Raw genomic sequence first — 19,078 nt, 5'->3', positions numbered from 1 at the left:
AGGTTATTATCAAGAACGGCAACCGCAAGGGGTGCCACTACAAGTATTACTGACAATTTTTCTCAATAAAAACTGATAAAACAAACCAGAATTAAAAAGACTGCCATTTCGAGAGAAAATTTGAATTATTTCTTACTAATTATCTTGAGCTAACCATGAAAAATAAGTATTTTGTTTAATCATTTCAATTCTTACCAACAAACATCATGAATTATAAAAAACTACTCTTCTTTTTTTGTTGTAGCATCGTTACTACCTTTAACCAAGTAAAAGCACAAGACGAGCGGCTGAAAAATATCAAAGAAGCGTTACCCAAAATTGACCAAATTTTTAAAGATTATGCCGAGAAAAACCATTATCCAGCTTTTGTTTATGGTTTGGTGTTGGATGGAAAACTGATTCACTCAGGAAATATTGGCTATGCTAATCTGGAGAAAAAAGTATTAGCAACCAACCAATCAGATTTTAGAATTGCCAGTATGTCCAAAAGTTTTACTGCAATGGCGATTTTGAAGTTAAGAGATGAAGGAAAATTGAAACTGGACAATCCTGCTTATTTGTACATTCCTGAATTAAAAAATCAAAAATTACTCACCAAAGATGCTCCAGCGATTACTGCTCGTAATTTATTGACACACTCGGCTGGTTTTCCAGAAGATAATCCTTGGGGCGATAGACAATTAGCTATCAGTGATGAGGCTATGTTGAAGATGTTTCGAAAAGGCATTTCATTCTCTAACAACCCAAGTACCGCTTATGAATATAGCAACATGGGTTTTGCGATGTTGGGTTATATCATCAAAAAAGTATCTGGAAAAACTTATCAACAATATATCAACGAAAATATTTTGAAGCCTTTGGGCATGAACCATACTTATTGGGAATACAGCCAAGTACCAGCAGAACAATTAGCACACGGCTATCGTTGGCTAAATGAAAATTGGGTTGAACAACCATTATTGCACGACGGTGCGTATGGTGCAATGGGCGGAATGATTACAACAATTGATGATTTTGCAAAGTACGTAGCTTTTCATCAATCGGCTTGGCCAGCAAGTGATGCACCTGAAAAAGAACCAGTGAAAAGAAGTTCTGTGCGTGAAATGCAGCAGCCTTGGCAGTTTATTGGGGTTAATCAAAATTATAAATACCCTACTGGTCGTAAAGTGGCAATGGCAAATGCTTATGGCTATGGTTTAGGACATGCCACAGATGCAGAAGGACGACGCTCGGTTGGTCATAGCGGAGGTTTGCCCGGTTTCGGAAGTAACTGGCGTATTTTACAAGATTATGGCTTGGGCGTAATTTCATTCAGTAATCTTACTTATGCCAATGCTGGCTATTTTAATGTACAAGTTTTGGATACTTTGGTAGCACTCACCCATTTAAAACCAAGAGCTATTCCAGTTTCTTCGATTTTGCAACAAAGAACAAAAGAGTTAATTGCGGTATTGCCCACTTGGAAAAATGCAGAAAGTACAGGCATTTTTGCAGAGAATTTTTTCCTTGACTACTTTGAAGAAAGTCTAAGAAAAGAAGCAATACCCATTTTTGAAAATGCAGGAAAGATTATCGGTTTAAAAGAAATCAAACCTGAAAATAACTTGAGAGGCACTTTCACTTTAGAAGGCGAAAAAGCAAATATTGAAATTAGCTTTACATTGACGCCTGAGAATCCAGCTTTGATTCAGGAGTATCATATTAAATTAGTTGGGAAATAGAAATAAAACCAATGTGTTGTTGTTGGCAAAGTACCAACAACAGCACATTTTATCACAGCCCCAACCTCATCTCAATCATGTGTTTTGTAAATCCAATTTTTTCGTAGGCTTTAATGGCTGAAATATTGTCGTGATAAACGTCTAAACGCAATTCAGTAATGTTTTGAGAACGAACCCAATCTTTCAATCCATCCATTATTTTCTTGTTTACTCCTTTGCCACGATGCTTAGGGTCAACATACATAAAACCTAAATAAGCATGATTGAAGTGTTTGAGATAAGGCTTGGCACTTTCAATACGAGCATATCCCGAACCTATTACTTCGCCATCAGATTCAGCCACCAACAACTCAATATGCGAAGCCCTTATCATTCCTTCAATATCATAATAGTGTATTTGCTCGTCTTTTAAGGTATTATCAAAAGGTCTTTCGGCTTCGATAACACCTTGTTCAAAACGAAAAAGTGTTTCTAAATCATCAAATGTGGCTTTTCTTACTTTGATTATGTTCATGGATTTGAGTCTAAGATGGCAAAGAATTAACTATGATTTTCTAAATTTATTTGAAGTTAAAAAAAGCGAATTATTAACCAACAATTTTATTGAAACTTGAATAATATTTGAGGCGATTACTTGTTGGCTTAAAAATGAAAAATCGTCGTAATGAATCATTTTCTGAATCAATACGACGATATTACGAAGCTCAATTTTTTAAACTTCTTCCGAATCAAAAACGGTTACTTTTTCCCAGAGATACGAGTAATCTGCTACAAATTTTAAGTGAATCGGATGCGTTTGATATACTTCTTCTTCAGCTAAATTATCAAAAAACAACATCCACGATACTGAATAACTGCGTTCAATCACACTACGATTGGTGCTGGCTGGCAAGCCGATATGATGAAACCGAATGGTTGGCACTTTCGATAAAGCCGTTAGTCCTTCGATTAACTTGTTTCTATCGGCTTCGCTTGATGGGTTTTTCAACCAAAAATATACGTGGTGGATAAAAGTTTTTTTCTTTGGTTTTGCCTCTGTTGGCAAAGTAGCTCCTACTCCCAAGGCAGAAGCAATGGCTGCATTGGTCAAAAATGAACGTCTTTTCATTTGTTTATCAATTTGTTATCGTTTGTAAAATCCTTAAAATAATTTTTCATAAGCTTTAGGCATCGCAGCAATTGGTTTGATGCGAATGTCTCGAAAAAATACTTCAGCGGCTTCGCTTTGTAATTGAATTTTTCCACTGGTCATCGGCACTTCTTTCCCTTCTGGCGTGATAAAGCGTGAATTTTTTAATATCATTACCACTTTTCCATTCACAATATGTAAGCTTTTGCCTTTGTAGCAAATTAGTTCCAAGGTTGTCCATTCGCCATTAGGACTTTCATAATTTCCTGAACGCATACAATAAAAATCACTTCCTTTCTTAAAGGTAGCAAAAGGTTGCTTTTCGTCGGCAATATTATTCATCATTCCTTCTGAAGGAAAAGAACGAATATCAATGGCAGAATTGGCTTGACACCAGAAATCGCCCGTATGTCCTTCCATAATTTGAAATTCTTGAGAAAGCATCCAAGAGCGAAAATATTCTGCACCCGCTTCGCCGTTGGAATGATAGAGAATACCCGAATCTCGCAATTTGTTTTGTCTTGGTTCATACTTTTTTTCACCCCATTTTACTTGAAGTTTTAAATGATAATTTTCGTAAGACTTCTTCGTAAACAGACAGCCATAAATTTCGCCACTTACTTTTAGCACTGGACCATTGGCTTCATTCAAGACCGAAAAAACCTTTGTTTCATCCTTATTATATCCAATAGGCTGAATAGGGTTTCCAGAAGCATCTTTCGGTATTTTTCCATTATAATCACTTTTATGACGATAACTTAAATAGTTTTCCCATTTTGTTAGATTTTTGTCTAAAAGTAGCTCCCATTCATCTGATTGATTGAGAGAAGGCAGTAAAATCAGCGAAGATAAAAGCGTAATTAATAATAGCAGTCGTTTCATAGTTGTATGGGTTATTGAAATCAATGATTATTCTTTGCAAAACTAATCAAAGCAAATCTGTCATAATTGTAAAAATCCAATATATATCGGTACTTTTATAACCAGTCTAAATTCAATACTGATGAAACGATATATCCTCCATACTCCTTTTAATATTTATCATTTCGAAGCTAAAAAATGGATGCACTCGGTGCATAAACATACTTACTTCGAGATTATTTTTATCTTGCAAGGAAACGGCATTCATAACATCAACGGCAATGCTTTTCAGTATGCCGAAGGAGACGTTTTTTTGTTAGGACCAGAAGATTATCACGATTTTGAAATCCAAGAATTAACAGAATTTTGCTTTATTCGTTTCAATGAATCCTTTCATCAACAAATGGGCGAAAAAGACAGTACTTGGCAGCAAATTATGAGAACGCTGTTATATACTTCTTCGCAAAGCCGTGGTTCTATCGTGAAGGATAAGCAAGAAAAACAGAAACTTCATAGCTTGCTATCAGTACTTGAAAGTGAATATGAAAATCAGCAATCTCAATATTTTGAAATCATTCGTGATAGTTTGATGAGAAGTATGATGATGATTTTGGCTCGAAATTTATTTGGACAAACGCCCGTAAAACCCATTTTGCAAGATTCTGTAGAAGCGATTTTGATGTATATCAAGCAACATATCTACAAACCTTCCGAACTCAGTGTAGAACATTTGGCGGAAGTTTTCAACTATGCTCCTGCTTACATTAGTATTTTTTTTAAAAGACAGACTGGCGAATCGCTGAAACAGTACATTACCAAACATAAAATCAAGCTGATAGAAGCCCGTTTGTTGTACAGTCAACTAACACTGACAGAAATTGCAGACGAATTTGGTTTTACCGACGAAAGCCATTTTTGTAAACAGTTTAAAAAATATACAGGAAATACGCCAACTGCTTTTAGAAAAAATACTATTAGGCGATAGGCTTTAGGCAAAATTGCCCATCAATTTCATAAAAATCATTTTACTTTTAGCTTACTGCTTACAGCCTAAAGCCTATAGCATTTTGCTGTTTTCAATAACTTCTTATGCAACAAAATACATTTGAAATAGAAGGTCACAGAGGTTGCCGTGGACTGATGCCCGAAAATACCATTCCAGCTTTTCAAAAAGCTTTGGATTTGGGTGTTGATACTTTAGAATTAGATGTTTGTATCAGTCAAGACCACCAAGTTGTTGTATCGCACGAGCCTTACATGAACGCACTTTTTACTTCACATCCAAACGGTTCGCCTGTGCTGAAAAAAGAGGAAAAAATACTGAATTTGTATCAAATGAATTATCAAGAAATTCAACAATTTGATACGGGTTTGCGTGGGAATAAACTTTTTCCAGCACAACAAAAATTGGCAACTCATAAACCATTGTTGAGCGAAATGTTGGCTTTCTGTGAAAATTATATTCAACAAAAAGGACTCAAAGCGGTTCATTATAATATAGAAATCAAGTCGGAAGAAAAAGAGTATGGGTTTTCTCAGCCCGAAAGTATTGAAGTATTTTCTGATTTGGTTTATCAGGTTTTGAAACAATTCATTCCTGCCGAGAGAATTATTATCCAAAGTTTTGATTTTAATATACTTCGGTTTTGGCATCAGCAAATTCAAACAAAAAAGTATCCAAAATTTACTTTGTCGGCTTTAGTCGAACGTGAAGGCGTTGAACCTTCTTTGCAGAAATTAGGCTTTTTACCAGACGTTTTTAGTCCGTACTTCAAGCAATTAACCAAAAGAAAATTGGCGATGTGCCACCAAAAAGGCATCAAAGTAATTCCGTGGACAGTCAACGAAATCGACGATATGTTAGCCATGAAAGCCTTAGGCACAGACGGACTCATCACTGATTATCCAGACAGGGCTTTAAAATTATGGAAATAGCTTTTTTGTAAAGTATTTTTGTTTTTTAATGTCTTAAAAACAAACCCAATGGTTACTTTTCCAAACGCAAAAATCAATATTGGTTTATACATCACCGAAAAACGTGCAGACGGCTTTCATAATCTTGAATCTTGTTTTTATCCCGTTGGCTGGTGCGATATTTTAGAAATTTTACCAGCCGAAACATTAAGTTTCAAAAGTACGGGTTTGGATATTCCAGGAAATCCCGAAAGTAATCTATGCCTAAAGGCTTACCATCTTTTAAAGCAAGATTTTGACATTCCTCACGTAAGTATTCACCTCCACAAAGTTGTGCCAATTGGGGCAGGCATGGGCGGCGGTTCAGCAGATTGTGCTTTTACAATCAAAACTTTGAATGAGCTTTTTGCGTTACACTTATCAGTGGAACAAATGGAAAACTACGCTCGTAAATTAGGAAGCGACTGTGCTTTTTTCATTCAAAATCGCCCACAATATTGTTTTGGCAAAGGCGATGAATTTGCGAACATTTCGGTCGATTTAGCAGGAAAGTACATTGTATTGGTGAATCCGAATATTCATATTTCAACCGCTGAGGCTTATTCGGGGGTGAAACCGCTGAAAAATGAAATTGATTTGCAAGAAGTGTTACAGAAACCAGTAAACGAGTGGAAAGATTTGGTGAAAAATGATTTTGAAAAACATCTTTTGCCCAAATATCCAGCTATCGAAAATATCAAAAATCAATTGTATGAACTCGGGGCAGCTTACGCAAGTATGACAGGCTCAGGCTCTACGGTTTTTGGGATTTTTGAGGAAGAAATAGATACAAAAAACCATTTTGAAAAATACAGTATTTGGCAAGGGAAACTATAATCGGTTATCGGTTATCGGTTATCGGTTATCGGTTATCGGTTATCGGTTATCGGTTAAAATGTAGGGACTCTTTATCAGATTAGTTCCATCTGTCTCAAATTGATTCCAACCTTTTTTAGACAAACTAATAACAATTAACGGTTAACCGATAACTTGTAAAAAGAGATATGCAACGCAGAGAACCTTTTAAATTTATGCTTCAAATGTCAATCTTCGGAAGTGGATTGATGTTTTTAGGCTTATTAACAACCTATTTGGGCTTGCAAAGACCTGATGCTGGCTTTGGAAAAATACAATTACCTGTTGTTTTTTGGGTAAGTACTTTGCTGATTTTGATTAGTAGCCTAACGCTTCATTTAGCAAATTTAAACTTTAAGGAAGACAAATTCTTGAGTTATAGAATTTACATGGGCTTTACGCTTTTGCTCGGTTTTTTGTTTGTAGGAATGCAATTATGGGGCTGGCAACAACTTTTCGCATTAAACGCCGACGCCTCCATTCGTACTTCACGAGGTTTTATTTATATACTTTCAGGCTTACATATTTTACATATTGTAATTGGTTTGTTTTTTTTAGTAAAGATTTTTCTGGAAGCCATCAAAAGAGCCTCATATATTGAATCATTCGTTTATTCAGTAAATCCGCCCAATCAATTAAAAATCAATTTAATAGTATTTTACTGGCACTTTGTAGATTTGCTTTGGGTAATATTATTTTTGTTTTTACTTTGGCAGAATTGATAGAATAATGCCCTCATCATATTAAAATGTAAGAGTTATTTATAATAAGTTTGTCAATTCCTAATATGAATGCAACACTAACTGTTAAAGATAAAATAGAATCTCAGAAATTTATTAAAGCCGCCAGATTCAAAAAGAATATTCGTACTACAGTACCGCATAAACATAATAATTACTTCGAAATTATTTACTTATCAGACGGTAGCGGAAGCCACACAATTGATTATAATCGGTATGAAATAAAGCCTTCAACGCTTTTTTTTATGCGAAAAGAACAAGTACATCATTGGGAACTTACAAGTGAACCAGAGGGATATGTTGTAATTTTAAAAAATGGATTTATTGAAAAAAGTTTAGACGGTGAGTTGAAAAAGCTTTTTTCAAAATTGAGTAATTATACCAGTCTGTATGTACAAAACACCGAGACAATCGAATTATTATTTCAATTACTTGTATTGGAATGTGCTAATGAAGAGGAAGATAATTTTACGCTGATTGAAGGCTTGCTAAAAGCATTATTAGCTAAATTATTGGGAATGATTGCTAAAATTGAGCAAGAGCCGGACATTGCCAATACTACTATTTATCAACGTTTTAACGAGTTACTAAGTCAATCGCAGATTATTAAAAACCAAGTAGCTTACTATGCCGAAATATTAAATACAACTCCGCAAAACCTCAATGCTGTATGCCGAAAAACGGTAAATCTTACTGCCACACAAATACTTTCAGGACATATCATCAATGAAGCCAAACGACAATTAATATATACAGATAATCGCATTGCAGAAATTGCATATAAATTAGATTTTTCAGACGCTTCCCATTTTGTAAAATACTTCAAACGCCATACGGGCGTAACTCCACAAGTTTTTAGGATGCAATAAGTTTTTACTACCATGATATTTTCAAATGTACCATAGTATCAAGCAAGAGTATTAGAATTTTGTAGTTCGAAAAAGTCCTTACTTTAACCAATTAGAACACAAAAATATTTCCTTGATACTTATGAAAAAAATTACTCTAGCATTCCTATCGTTTTTGTTTTATTTCAATTATTCGTATGCACAAAAACCAAATACTATTCTCCAAGGCATACTTGTAGATTCGCTCACGCATGAGCCTCTTCCATTTGCAACAGTTCGCTTGGATTTAGGGACTAATACAAAGCCTTTGGTAGAGCTTGCTGATGATAAAGGAGTATTTCGATTTGTAAATTTCAATGCAACGAAATATCAAATCAAAGTAGATTACATGGGTTATAAAACAAAGGTGATTGAAATTAATTCATTAAAACCAACAACCGATTTAGGTTTGATTACCCTAAGCCCAACAAGCCAATTGCTTGAATCAATTACTGTTACTGGGGTAAAACCCAATATGGTGGCAACGCTTGAGAAACAAGTTTTTAAAGCTGACCAATTTGAAGTTGCCAAAGGAGGTTCAGCCACAGATGTTTTAAAAAATATTCCATCAGTGATGGTCAATGCAGAAGGTGAAATTTCTGTTCGTGGTTCTAAAGGATTTTTGGTTTTAATAAATGGTAAACCTACTCAGGTTGATGTAGCCACAATTTTAGCACAAATTCCAGCGAATACCATTGATAAAATCGAAATGATTACTTCTCCATCGGCAAAATACGATGCTGATGGAAAAGCAGGCATTATCAATATTGTTACAAAGTCTGGCACGAACGATGGGCTATCGCTCACTACAAATGTACAATATGGATTCCCTCGAATAAAAACGTATTATAATCAAGCAGAACCAAAGCGTTATGGTTCAGATGCCACTCTCAATTACAGAAAAGGAAAATTAGAGGCAACATTATCAGGAAATTATCTTCAAAACGATATTGCTGGCAGAAGAGAAGGAGATGTAAATACGACGATTAATCAGGTTTTCACACAATTTCCAAGTGAAGGTGAACGCAGTCTTCAAAGACAAAATTATGGACTTCGAGCATCGTTAATTTATAGTTTAACGAAACAAGATGAACTTTCAGCTGGGGTTTATTGGGGTGAACGTAACCAATATCGTAGGGCAGATATTTTTTATAATAATACCAAAACAGATTTGAATACCAATCAAATCATTGGTCGTTCTAATTATTATAATACCAATTTGGTACTAAAATCTGGCTCATTCAAAGTCTATAATTTCGATTATACTCATAAATTCAAAGATGCTTCAGCACTTACTTTATCTACCTTGTACGAAAATGCCTTAATCGACGGATACACTCAAAACCGTAATCTAAATATTAAGGATTATAAAGATACACTACAATATACGCTCAATACGACTTATAATCCTTTGAAAGCATTGCGTTTGAAGGCTGATTATGAAAAAACGATAGGCATCGGTAAACTGTCGATTGGCTATCAATTTAGGCATCAACAGCAAGATGGCGATTTTGTCTATCTTGAAAAAGAAGGCAGTAATAGTCCTTTTATGCAAAACCCTGCATTTACAGCAAAAATCAAGGTTTTAAACCGTATTCATGGCATGTATATGCAATACGCTGGTAGCTTCAAAAATATAGAATTCTCGACAGGCTTACGTTACGAAAATGCTTTTAGAGAATTCAAAGACAATAAAGGAAACGCTCCAACGATTTTACAACTTTCTAATTTATTCCCTTCTGCTAATTTATTATACAGTATCGACAATTCGTTCAAGCTTAAATTGGGCTATAGTAAACGTGTACAACGTTCGACCAACAATGAGCTAAATCCATATCCAGAACGAGAACACAGTGAAACTTTAGAACAAGGTGACCCTAATATTCGCCCAGAATTTATAGACATCTTAGAAGTTGGACTAACCAAAGATTTAAAAAAGGCTTCTATTTATTGGAATGTATATGGGCAATTTATCAATGATATTGTGAACCGAGTAAACAGCGTCTATAATGATACCATTCTGAATCGTATTTATACCAATGCAGGCAAAGCTCGATTACTTGGTTCTGAAATAGGGATTACATATTTGCCCATCAAACAAGTAAAAATATTCTTTGGAGCAAATACTTACAATCTTCAGATGAATGGTTCATTATTTAATAACACTGTTGCTGTTAATAACAATGCTTGGGTATATTCCATCAATTCGAATATTAGTTATCAAATTAGTTCAAGTTTAAGCACCCAATTTAATTTATCATACTTATCTGCAAAAAATACAGCACAAGGAGTAGATTCAAGATTTTTCCAGCCCAATCTTTCACTCAAAAAATCATTGATGAATAATAAACTTGCGATTGGACTACAGTGGCAAAATATGGCTTTGGGGCAGATGAAAGTCAACGAGCAGCGTATTACGACTTTTGGAAAGGATTTTTATACTACCACTAATTATATTCAAGAAACGAACATTATTTTATTGAATCTTACTTATAGTTTTAATAAGACAGACAAAAAGACGAAACTTCCTACGAGTGAGTTCGGAGAAAAAGAGTTTTAGAGGATTTAAGAGTACTTTATAGTTTTACTTTGGCAGAATTGAAAATTTGGTTTTGTGATTATTACAATCACAAAACCAAATGCTATTTACAGATTCAAAGTAGCACTCAAATAATAAAAACCGCCCACGCTTGGTCCAGCCAAAAAGTTGTAGTAATACTTATTCAGCAGATTTGTTCCACCTAACTTCAGAGTCAAATTTTGTGCTGGTAAAGTGTAGCTAATTTGTCCGTCAATTGTAGAATATGCAGGTACATTTCCCGTTGCCAATGACGATTGCCACAGAAAATCTTCTTGCCATTTCCAATTTACATTAAAGCCCAAACGTTCTGTAATTTTCCGATTACTGAGTGAAAAATTCAAAATCCAACGAGGCGTATTGAAGGCTTCTTCCAAACCGTCGTCTGTGGTTTTGCGGTCTAATTGTGCATAAGAAGCATTGGTTGAAAGCATAAAATCTTTGTAAATTCTGTATCGCAAACCAATACTTCCGCCATAATTAAAAACCGTAGTTTTTGAATTTGTCCACAAACGATAACGCTGATTTTTTGTGCGGTCATTTAACGCAAAAGCGATAGAATCGGCATTGGTACTTTGGGTTAAAGGCAAATTTGTTTCTACTTGTGCCATGAAATTTTGGTATTGATTGTAATAAAAATCAACATCCACATACAAGCGTTTATCAAACCAAAGTCCTTTATAACCGATTTCAAAACTATTTACCGATTCTGGCTGAATGTAACCATAATCGTTCTTTTTCAACAAGCTTTTATTTTTAACAACCGCTTGTGCCGTTGTTAAACCATTTTTGTTTACATCGTTGGTAATGGCAGCTTGAAAAGCATCAATGGAAGTTTTGAAGTATGAATTTTCAAAAATTCCTTGCGACATTATCGGCAAACCGCCTACTCTTTTTACGCCTCCGCTGTTTACGTTAGAAAAAGCCTCAAAAAGACTTGGGAAACGATAGGCATTTTGGTAAGAAATTCTAATGTTTTGGTCATCGGTTGGAGAATAAACAATCGCCAATCTTGGATTCCAACTTAAATCAAAGTACTGATTTTTATCGGCACGCATCGAAGCGTTGAGTTTTAGTTTATCATTCAACAACAATTTCGTCAATTGTACAAAACCGCCTACTTTGTTGTAAGTCAAATTTTTGCCTGCTTCTACTGGATTGATAAAATAATTTCCATCGGGCAGTACTTCAAACATTCTATAATCAAAACCAGTCAAAATACTCAATCCGTATTTTTGACGTAAAGTACTAAACAACTGTTGTGTCAAATCTACTTGGGCTTCCACATGATACAACCAAGATTGTACTCTCAAAGCCGCTCCAACATCCCAATTATTAATGTCGCCTAATTTTTTAATTAAAGCATCAAATTCAGCCGTGTGCGGTTGTGGTCTGCCTTTATCAGCCAGATTTCTTGCAGATTGTAAAGCATCTGTGACACTCATTCCAGCTTTTGTATTAGCATTAAATTGATTGGTAAAATCTGTAAACCAAGCATCATCTGTTTTAAAAGTACGCTCAATATTCTCCGCCATCGAACGGATATTATAAGATTGTCCCGTATTTTCATGCGTCAAATAAGCTTTCGCTTGAATCGAAGGCGATTTAAAACTAATACTGTGCTGGTCGATGCGATAATCGCTTAATCTAAAACGGTTTGTTCGCTGGTAAAGATTATCCAAAATGCCGAAACGATAAGTATAAGAAACTTCCCAATCTTTCTTCGGACGAACGAATAAACTCACATCGCCTTTGATATTTCTGAGTGAAAAATCTGCAATTTCCTTTTCTAGATAACCAGTTCGGGCAACGGAATAACGTTTGCCACCCAAAGTCAAATTTCTTCGGTTCGACGATTCATTTCCATAAGCATTGATGCCATCATAAGCAGGATTATCCGTTCCGAAAAGATTCAAAGACGCATTTCCATTCGGGTTCAAATCGGTATTATTATCCGAAATCCAATCGTAGCCCGTCAAGTATTCAAAGTTGATTTTTGTGGCAAAAGTATTGTTAAATGCCTTTGCCCAGCGAAGCGAACTTTCACTAAACAGATGAACAGAAGTATTATTATCGTTAAAATGATTTACTCCAGTTTTCTGCTGAAAGCTTAAGCCTTGATGCTCAAATGGGTTTTTAGAAAAAATATTGACCAAACCATTCAGGGCATTCATGCCGTAAAGTGCCGAGGCTGCTCCGTGTAAAATTTCTACTTGGTTCACGTCCAAATCTGTGGGAGCTAAAGCACTGGCAATGGGCGAACCAATATGCGGTGCTTGGTTATCCACACCATCAACCAATTGCACAAAACGTACATTGGTCGGGTTGGCAAAACCACGAGTATTATACACTTTAAAACCCAAACTTGGCGTAAGTAATTGAACGCCTTTGATATTTTCGAGGGCATCATAAAAAGAAGGCGTTGCCGAATTTTGAATAGCACGATTATCCAACAAAGCAATACTAATCGGCGATTTCAACACATTTTCAGGCATTCTTGAAGCCGTTACTACTACTTCTGATAATTGTCTAACAGTATCTTTATAAACAATTGGCTGTACTTTCTTTTGTGCTTTCAGATTGAAATGTAAAATGCAAATGAGTAAAAGCGTATTTGTTATTTTCAAAACGCTATATTTATTAAAATATAGCGATAAATAAAAATGTATATTTTTTTTCATAAAAATCAAAAAAGTGTTCATGGAGAAATAATAAAGGAATTAGGGAAATGATGTTCATTAAAGTTTTTTAACTTCAATACTTTTCAGCCATTTTACGTGTCTTGCACCTGTGATTTTATCTGTGGCAGAGATGAGTACAAAAGCTCCGTCTTTGTCGATTTCTTTTCCATTTTCTTCAAAAAGTACCAATACTTTATCGCCAGCAGGATTATTGAAAATTTCATGATAAGAAAAAATAGCGGTGTAACCATCAGTAGCAGTAGCTACAAAGTAAATTTTCCCTTTTTCTTTTGGACTTTGAAGAACGATTTTGGCTTTATCCAAAAGCTCGCTTAATAATACTCCTTTGTAAGTTTTGAATTCTTTTCTTACTTCACCCGAAGTACTGACAACTTTAAAATCTGTTCCATTTACAACATTCATTTGTTGTAAATCTTTGATTGTCAAGTTTAAAGAATTTTCTACATTTCCAAGAATAGTAATACTTTCACTTCTTGACTGAGCGTGAATTGAGTGAATAATAAAAGATAAAAGCAATGTATAAAGTAATTTTTTCATAAAATTGAGTGTTGTTTTTGAAATCTTTGAGTGAAAAATTAATGACAACGGCAAATATTTAGCATTAATTTTAGGCTCAATTAGTAGCGGCAAACCCTTGCGGTTGCCTCACCCGAAACGGCAAGGGTTTACCGCTACTAAAATATTAATTTGAGATACAAACATTTTGCATAATCATTGTACTAAACTTTAGGTAAAAATCAATTTGGCACAAGCAATTACTAAACCCAAAGCCAATAAGTAACGAAGTGTGGGTAAATTGAATTTTTGGCTTCCGAAGTACGAACCTAACAAACCCCCAAAAACTGTTACGGCTATTGCCCATTGCAGGTTAGCAGGCAATTGAATATTTCCCTTCATCAATTGACCATACAAGCCTGAAAGAGAATTTACAAAAATAAAAAGTGCCGAAACGGCTGCGGTTTCTTTAAGTTTTGCCCATTTCATCAATAGCATCAACGGACTCAAAACGATGCCTCCACCAATACCAATCATGCCCGAAAGTAAGCCAATTACACCGCCAGAAGTAAGTCCAGCCCAAAGCGGAACTTCACGGTTTTCGCCTTCTTCTTGCTTGAACTGATACAATAAACGAGCAATGGAAATTAAGATGCAAAGAGCTAAAATTTTCTTATAAATAGAATCTGAAAGCGTCATCGTTCCGCCTAAGTACGCCAAGGGAATACTGGCAACGGCAAATGGCCAAAAGAGTTTTAGCTTGAAAAAGCCTGCCCGATAAAAACCTAAAAAAGAAAAGAGTGAAACGGCGAGATTCATAATCAAAGCGGAAGATTTCATCAAAGTAGGCGAAACACCTACAATCGCCATTACTGCCAAGTAGCCACTCGCTCCGCCGTGACCCACCGAAGAATATAAAAATGCGACAATGCTTAAAAGAAAAAGCATCAAAAGAAAATTTGAATCCATACAAAACGCTATATTTTAACAAATATAGCGAAGTATAGCAGAAAATCGAAATCTGATTTCGAGAAAGAAAAAAGTGTTTCCCAAAACCGAAAACTGATAGCTGAAATCCGACAGCTAATTCAACTATTTTCTTGTGCAAGAAAAGCTTGAAAGCGTGCTTGAAGAGATTTATAGGCTTCAATGGCTTGAAGTCCTTCGGGAGTAACGATTGCTCCACCACCACTTTTTCCGCCAACTTGAGTAATAACAAAAGGATTTGTGGCTTGGGCATTCATAGAGGTAATTAAATCCCACGCTCTTTTGTAAGACATTCCCATCGCCTTGGCGGCTTTGGAAATTGAACCGTGTTCGATGATGAGTTCTAATAATTGGATACGTCCTTTTCCTAAAAATCGCTCTGAGCCATCCTGATTTTCAATCCAAATTGCTCCAGTTACTTTTACGGGATTGGTGGTAGGAATAAGTTTTTTCATTTTATTAGACGAAAGAGACAAGAAGCAAGATTTAAGACTTGAGGATTTTGGACTTTAGGACTTTAAGAAGCAAGATTTTAGACGCAAGATGCAAGACTTAATTAACAATGCTGAAAGCTCATAACTCACAGCTCATAGCTCGCATCTCAACGCTGACAGCCAAAATCTGTTCTAAAAACTCACGTGAATTACTCAATCTTGGTACTTTATGTTGTCCACCTAATTTGCCACGATTTCTCATCCAATGATAAAAAGTATCTTTGGGTACAACATTGATTTTTGGGGCTGACAACACCATATCTTTATATCTTTTGGCATCATAATCAGAGTTAATTTCTCTGAGTGTTGTGTCCAAAATCGTATTAAAAAGTACTTGATCGTTTGGTACTTGCGAGAATTCTATAATCCATTCATGACAGCCTTGTTGTTTATTTTCCATATAAACAGGACCAGCAGTATAATCGCTCAAAATAGCATTAGTTGCTTCACAAGCACGAGTAATGGCTTTTTCAGCATTTTCTATGATGAGCTCTTCCCCAAAAGCATTGATAAAATGTTTGGTTCTACCGGAAATCTTAATTCTGTATGGATAGCGTGAAGTAAATTTTACAGTATCTCCAATTTTATAACGCCATAAACCTGAGTTAGTAGAAATCAGAATCGCATAATTCTTATTCAATTCAACTTCGGATAAAGTCAACACTTTAGGATTTTCAGATTCAATTTCTTCCATCGGAATAAATTCGTAGAAAATACCATAATCAAGCATTAACAACATTTCATCTTTTCGATTAAAATCGTCCTGAATTCCAAAGAAGCCTTCCGAAGCATTATAAATTTCAAGATAATTTACCGAACTAGATGGAAAAACTTGATGACTAAACAATTCTCGATAAGGCTGAAAAGCCACCGCACCGTGAATGAAAAACTCAAAATTCGGCCATACTTCTAAAATATTCTTCTTGCCAGTAATTTCTAAAACTTTTTCAATCAAGACTAAAGTCCAAGTTGGAACGCCTAAAATACTCGTCACATTTTCTTGTGAAGTAACCTCCGCCATTTTCTGAATTTTCTCTTCCCAAACATCCATCAGCGCTACTTCTAAGGAAGGCGTGCGAATGAGTTGCGCCCAGATTGGTAAATTTTTCATCACTACAGCAGAAACATCTCCTAAATAAGTGCGAGAATTCAGTTGACTAGATTGCAAGCTTCCACCGATAGAAAGTCCTTTTCCAGAGAAAACTTCTGTATCAGGTTTGTTTTCTACCAAAAGCGTCATCATATCCTTCCCACCCATGAAGTGACAATCTTCAAGGGATTCTTTAGAAACAGGAATAAATTTACTGCGAGCGTTGGTTGTACCAGAAGATTTTGAAAAATATTGAATGTCTGAACTCCACAGAACGTTCTGTTCGCCACGCATCATACGTTCTATGTATGGAAATAGACTTTCATAATTTGAAATGGGTACTCTCTCTTGAAAAGTTTTAATAGAAGCAATCGATTGATATTCATATTTTTTTCCCCATTCTGTGTACTTTGCTGATTGAATCAGATTCCAGAACATTTCCTCCTGCGTTTCCATAGGTCGTTCCATAAACGACTGGATTCGAGGCAAACGTCTTTTCATCAACCAAGCGATTGTTTCATTGAGAATATCCATAAGTTAAGAATATCGGCTTTTATATTAGAGATTGTGTATTTACAAACTTAATAGAATTTATTGAATGTATCAAGTAAGTAAATTTTGGTGTCGCTGGCTTCCAAAATGGAGAAGTCAGCCTCAAACAGCCGACTTCTCATTTTATTTATTTTCTTCTTTTGAGTGCTAAATCTTGAGCAGTGTCGTAATAAGCTCTCAGGTTACTCCAATCAAAAGTATCTGAAATACTTTCCACTCTGTTTCTTTGCGTAATTCTTTCTCGGAGTGATTGTTTCACAAATTTCAACATCATTTCTGATAATTGTTCTGCTGCTTTGTGGAAATCTTGTGTTTTACGATTCACAACCATTACACCCCATTGTTCATAATCACGCATGATTTGCATCATATAGTCTCCAAAACCAGAAAGGTCTGAAGTAATCGTAGGAACACCACGAGCAATACATTCTAGCGGAGTATATCCCCAAGGCTCATAATAACTTGGAAAAACGCCTAAATTACAACCACGTACAAATTGTCCATAATCAAGTCCAAAAAGTGGATTTGTAGATACAATAAAGTCTGGATGATATACAATTTTTACTTTATCGTCTGGATTATTCAACAAATTCGCTTTCTTAGTATAATCCGTAATGCCGTCTTCATTTTTCAATAAATGTGTTACAACTTTCGGACGCTTGTTTGTTTTCCAAGTTTGAATCGTTCTACGCAAACGCAAACGCCAATATTCGTCAATGAACCCATTCAAATCTGGCATTTGTAAATCTGTTGCCGAAGCCGAAGCATTGAACAGTTTTTCACCAATTTGCTTTTCAATCGCATTACAAGTTTCATGGATTTCGTCCATTACCGCTCTCGATTGTAATACTTCTGGGTCGATTGAATGATAAGGCTGTTTGGTAATAAAAAACATAACCACCGTTTTATCAATCTTCGCTTGTTTCATTTTCCAATTCAAACGAGCCAAAGCTTCCAGCGTAATATCATAACCTTTGTTTGAAAACTCATAACGACCAGAAGTAAAGAAGTAAAGTGTTTTACCAAGGTCAAAAGGTTGACTCTGGAAGAAATGCCCCATCACAAATTCATTGATACGGTCTTTGAAAAGCGTATGCAAATTTTGATGTTCGTGCATTGCCGAAAATCTTGTAATGTTTAAACCATTCGGTAAAATTAAATCAGGCACTTTACCTAATAAAAATTCACATTCACGGGCGGTCACATCACTTACCGTCGTCATTACATGACACATATTTGCTGCCAAGCGTTCAATGGTGGCTTGTGCTTCAATGCCATAATGACGAGCTTCGTCTAGCCAATTGAAAGTATGTAATTTATCATAAAAATCAGGTACATTTCCAGCTAAATAACGACCAAGCATCGTAGCGTGAGTTGTAAAAACTGTAGCTATTTTCACGCCATCTTTTTTCAAATCAGGCAAACAAGTAGCCGACATCCATTCATGGATATGCGCTACAATATCAGATTTACTGGCTTGGTCACTAGCTAATTCGGTTAAGAAAATACGAATCATCTCTCCAAACAAAATCGTTTGGTTCACAATATCTTCAACATGTAAAGTAGAAACTTGATGTTTTTCCCAAAGACTCGCCTTAATTTGATTCAATTTAGGCGTAACTGTTGCCAAATCGAACAATACAATTCTAGGTTTTCCGGTTACTAACCAATATCCATAATGTACTCCTAAACCCATAGAACGCATTTTTTGGATAGTTTTACCCAAAATTGAATCATCCAAATCATGAATTGGCTCAAACTCTGCCGAAGCTGTTTGCGGAAAATATGGCCCCAATAAAAAATAATTATTACCCCACTTTTCAACCATTGATGGTACTTTGGTACGAATTACGGTGTAGATTCCACCAACTTGATTACAGGTTTCCCAAGCAATCTCGATTAAAACTTTTTGCTTATTAGCGGATGATGTGAGAGGATTTTGAATTTCCATTCGTCGGTAATTAAGTTTTAGGATATTTTTCGTTAGATAAACATATATCAAAAATATTCATATTTCAAGAAAAACTAAAATAA

Annotated in this window: 16 protein-coding genes; 7 read left to right on the top strand and 9 right to left on the bottom strand. The window is 35.4% G+C overall.

Going from position 1 to position 19,078, the window contains the following annotated elements; all coding sequences use genetic code 11:
• Positions 1 to 206: 206 nt before the first annotated feature.
• On the top strand, positions 207 to 1,721 hold the full coding sequence (locus tag VB776_RS06105; RefSeq protein ID WP_323327042.1) for a serine hydrolase domain-containing protein: 1,515 nt from the start codon (positions 207 to 209) through the stop codon (positions 1,719 to 1,721).
• Positions 1,722 to 1,773: 52 nt separating this feature from the next.
• Here VB776_RS06105 and VB776_RS06100 read toward each other — a convergent pair whose 3' ends face one another.
• From VB776_RS06100 to VB776_RS06090, 3 genes are all read right to left on the bottom strand, one after another.
• The gene (locus VB776_RS06100) at positions 1,774 to 2,235 is read right to left on the bottom strand and encodes a GNAT family N-acetyltransferase (protein WP_323327040.1); all 462 of its coding nucleotides are present in this window, start codon (positions 2,233 to 2,235) and stop codon (positions 1,774 to 1,776) included.
• A 198-nt stretch (positions 2,236 to 2,433) separates the two neighbouring features.
• Positions 2,434 to 2,829, bottom strand: a complete 396-nt coding sequence (locus tag VB776_RS06095; RefSeq protein WP_323327038.1) for a Dabb family protein — start codon at positions 2,827 to 2,829, stop codon at positions 2,434 to 2,436.
• Positions 2,830 to 2,862: 33 nt separating this feature from the next.
• Complete coding sequence (locus VB776_RS06090; protein WP_323327036.1) at positions 2,863 to 3,732, bottom strand: 3-keto-disaccharide hydrolase; 870 nt, start codon at positions 3,730 to 3,732, stop codon at positions 2,863 to 2,865.
• Between the two features lie 121 nt (positions 3,733 to 3,853).
• Between VB776_RS06090 and VB776_RS06085 the strand changes: the two genes are divergently transcribed.
• The 6 genes from VB776_RS06085 to VB776_RS06060 all read left to right on the top strand — a co-directional run bounded on the left by VB776_RS06085 (position 3,854) and on the right by VB776_RS06060 (position 10,706).
• A complete protein-coding gene (locus VB776_RS06085) occupies positions 3,854 to 4,696 on the top strand; it encodes an AraC family transcriptional regulator (RefSeq protein WP_323327034.1) in 843 nt (280 codons plus the stop codon).
• 104 nt (positions 4,697 to 4,800) lie between these two features.
• Positions 4,801 to 5,646 (top strand): glycerophosphodiester phosphodiesterase family protein, encoded by an 846-nt coding sequence (locus VB776_RS06080; protein ID WP_323327032.1) that lies wholly within the window; start codon positions 4,801 to 4,803, stop codon positions 5,644 to 5,646.
• Positions 5,647 to 5,694: 48 nt separating this feature from the next.
• Positions 5,695 to 6,501 carry a 4-(cytidine 5'-diphospho)-2-C-methyl-D-erythritol kinase gene (ispE, locus tag VB776_RS06075; RefSeq protein WP_323327030.1) on the top strand — a complete coding sequence of 269 codons (807 nt, stop codon included), beginning with the start codon at positions 5,695 to 5,697 and terminating at the stop codon, positions 6,499 to 6,501.
• Between the two features lie 167 nt (positions 6,502 to 6,668).
• Positions 6,669 to 7,241 carry a cytochrome c oxidase subunit 3 gene (locus tag VB776_RS06070; RefSeq protein WP_323327028.1) on the top strand — a complete coding sequence of 191 codons (573 nt, stop codon included), beginning with the start codon at positions 6,669 to 6,671 and terminating at the stop codon, positions 7,239 to 7,241.
• 65 nt (positions 7,242 to 7,306) lie between these two features.
• Entirely contained in the window at positions 7,307 to 8,128 is an 822-nt protein-coding gene (locus VB776_RS06065) for a helix-turn-helix domain-containing protein (RefSeq protein ID WP_323327026.1), read from the top strand.
• Positions 8,129 to 8,249: 121 nt separating this feature from the next.
• Positions 8,250 to 10,706 (top strand): TonB-dependent receptor domain-containing protein, encoded by a 2,457-nt coding sequence (locus VB776_RS06060; RefSeq protein WP_323327024.1) that lies wholly within the window; start codon positions 8,250 to 8,252, stop codon positions 10,704 to 10,706.
• A gap of 86 nt (positions 10,707 to 10,792) precedes the next feature.
• Here the strand turns inward: VB776_RS06060 and VB776_RS06055 are convergent, their stop codons facing one another.
• The 6 genes from VB776_RS06055 to VB776_RS06030 all read right to left on the bottom strand — a co-directional run bounded on the left by VB776_RS06055 (position 10,793) and on the right by VB776_RS06030 (position 18,995).
• On the bottom strand, positions 10,793 to 13,351 hold the full coding sequence (locus tag VB776_RS06055) for a TonB-dependent receptor (RefSeq protein ID WP_323327022.1): 2,559 nt from the start codon (positions 13,349 to 13,351) through the stop codon (positions 10,793 to 10,795).
• Between the two features lie 111 nt (positions 13,352 to 13,462).
• Positions 13,463 to 13,963: a molybdopterin-dependent oxidoreductase gene (locus VB776_RS06050; RefSeq protein ID WP_323327020.1), complete on the bottom strand. Its 501-nt coding sequence runs from the start codon at positions 13,961 to 13,963 to the stop codon at positions 13,463 to 13,465.
• 189 nt (positions 13,964 to 14,152) lie between these two features.
• Positions 14,153 to 14,890, bottom strand: a complete 738-nt coding sequence (locus VB776_RS06045) for a sulfite exporter TauE/SafE family protein (protein ID WP_323327018.1) — start codon at positions 14,888 to 14,890, stop codon at positions 14,153 to 14,155.
• A 119-nt stretch (positions 14,891 to 15,009) separates the two neighbouring features.
• The gene (locus VB776_RS06040; protein ID WP_323327016.1) at positions 15,010 to 15,363 is read right to left on the bottom strand and encodes a winged helix-turn-helix domain-containing protein; all 354 of its coding nucleotides are present in this window, start codon (positions 15,361 to 15,363) and stop codon (positions 15,010 to 15,012) included.
• A 118-nt stretch (positions 15,364 to 15,481) separates the two neighbouring features.
• Entirely contained in the window at positions 15,482 to 17,026 is a 1,545-nt protein-coding gene (locus VB776_RS06035) for a GH3 auxin-responsive promoter family protein (protein WP_323327014.1), read from the bottom strand.
• A 145-nt stretch (positions 17,027 to 17,171) separates the two neighbouring features.
• Positions 17,172 to 18,995 carry a glycosyltransferase gene (locus VB776_RS06030; RefSeq protein ID WP_323327012.1) on the bottom strand — a complete coding sequence of 608 codons (1,824 nt, stop codon included), beginning with the start codon at positions 18,993 to 18,995 and terminating at the stop codon, positions 17,172 to 17,174.
• Positions 18,996 to 19,078 lie beyond the last annotated feature (83 nt).

Source organism: Arcicella gelida, assembly GCF_034931025.1.
In the GTDB taxonomy this organism is placed as follows: Bacteria; Bacteroidota; Bacteroidia; order Cytophagales; family Spirosomataceae; genus Arcicella; species Arcicella gelida.
This window is presented reverse-complemented; position numbering and strand designations above follow the sequence as displayed.

What these genes read in the sequence shown, in the direction of transcription:
- VB776_RS06105 (WP_323327042.1), top strand. Translation starts at nt 207, where the DNA reads ATGAATTATAAAAAACTACTCTTCTTTTTTTGTTGTAGCATCGTTACT.
- VB776_RS06100 (WP_323327040.1), bottom strand. Translation starts at nt 2,235, where the DNA reads ATGAACATAATCAAAGTAAGAAAAGCCACATTTGATGATTTAGAAACA.
- VB776_RS06095 (WP_323327038.1), bottom strand. Translation starts at nt 2,829, where the DNA reads ATGAAAAGACGTTCATTTTTGACCAATGCAGCCATTGCTTCTGCCTTG.
- VB776_RS06090 (WP_323327036.1), bottom strand. Translation starts at nt 3,732, where the DNA reads ATGAAACGACTGCTATTATTAATTACGCTTTTATCTTCGCTGATTTTA.
- VB776_RS06085 (WP_323327034.1), top strand. Translation starts at nt 3,854, where the DNA reads ATGAAACGATATATCCTCCATACTCCTTTTAATATTTATCATTTCGAA.
- VB776_RS06080 (WP_323327032.1), top strand. Translation starts at nt 4,801, where the DNA reads ATGCAACAAAATACATTTGAAATAGAAGGTCACAGAGGTTGCCGTGGA.
- ispE (WP_323327030.1), top strand. Translation starts at nt 5,695, where the DNA reads ATGGTTACTTTTCCAAACGCAAAAATCAATATTGGTTTATACATCACC.
- VB776_RS06070 (WP_323327028.1), top strand. Translation starts at nt 6,669, where the DNA reads ATGCAACGCAGAGAACCTTTTAAATTTATGCTTCAAATGTCAATCTTC.
- VB776_RS06065 (WP_323327026.1), top strand. Translation starts at nt 7,307, where the DNA reads ATGAATGCAACACTAACTGTTAAAGATAAAATAGAATCTCAGAAATTT.
- VB776_RS06060 (WP_323327024.1), top strand. Translation starts at nt 8,250, where the DNA reads ATGAAAAAAATTACTCTAGCATTCCTATCGTTTTTGTTTTATTTCAAT.
- VB776_RS06050 (WP_323327020.1), bottom strand. Translation starts at nt 13,963, where the DNA reads ATGAAAAAATTACTTTATACATTGCTTTTATCTTTTATTATTCACTCA.
- VB776_RS06045 (WP_323327018.1), bottom strand. Translation starts at nt 14,890, where the DNA reads ATGGATTCAAATTTTCTTTTGATGCTTTTTCTTTTAAGCATTGTCGCA.
- VB776_RS06040 (WP_323327016.1), bottom strand. Translation starts at nt 15,363, where the DNA reads ATGAAAAAACTTATTCCTACCACCAATCCCGTAAAAGTAACTGGAGCA.
- VB776_RS06035 (WP_323327014.1), bottom strand. Translation starts at nt 17,026, where the DNA reads ATGGATATTCTCAATGAAACAATCGCTTGGTTGATGAAAAGACGTTTG.
- VB776_RS06030 (WP_323327012.1), bottom strand. Translation starts at nt 18,995, where the DNA reads ATGGAAATTCAAAATCCTCTCACATCATCCGCTAATAAGCAAAAAGTT.